The organism is Streptomyces beijiangensis, from assembly GCF_017315755.1.
Taxonomy (GTDB): domain Bacteria; phylum Actinomycetota; class Actinomycetes; order Streptomycetales; family Streptomycetaceae; genus Streptomyces; species Streptomyces beijiangensis.
Genome location: NZ_JAFLRJ010001491.1, coordinates 1 through 224, shown reverse-complemented (window position 1 = coordinate 224; position 224 = coordinate 1). Strand labels below are relative to the sequence as shown.

Here is a 224-nt window from a genome sequence, read left to right as displayed (position 1 = left end):
ACCGAGGACGCCGGACCAGTTGCTTGCCGTGGGCGAACAACGCGGCCTCGATCTGGTCCGGGAGGACGCCCTCTCGCCGCGCGTGCTCGTGGACGAGAGACAGGTACCGGCCGTAGCAGGGTGTTTTCCATCCGCTGGTGGGCCACTTGTCGCCGGTGCCGGCGGCCCGCAGCGCCAGGGCGACGAAACGGTCCAGGATCAGCGGACGCCATGCGCCCGTAGGC

At 70.5% G+C, this 224-nt stretch carries 1 protein-coding gene; it reads right to left on the bottom strand.

From position 1 onward, the window contains the following. Nucleotides 1–224: 8-oxoguanine DNA glycosylase OGG fold protein (locus tag J0695_RS42375; RefSeq protein ID WP_206970109.1), on the bottom strand; the 224-nt coding region annotated here is incomplete at both ends.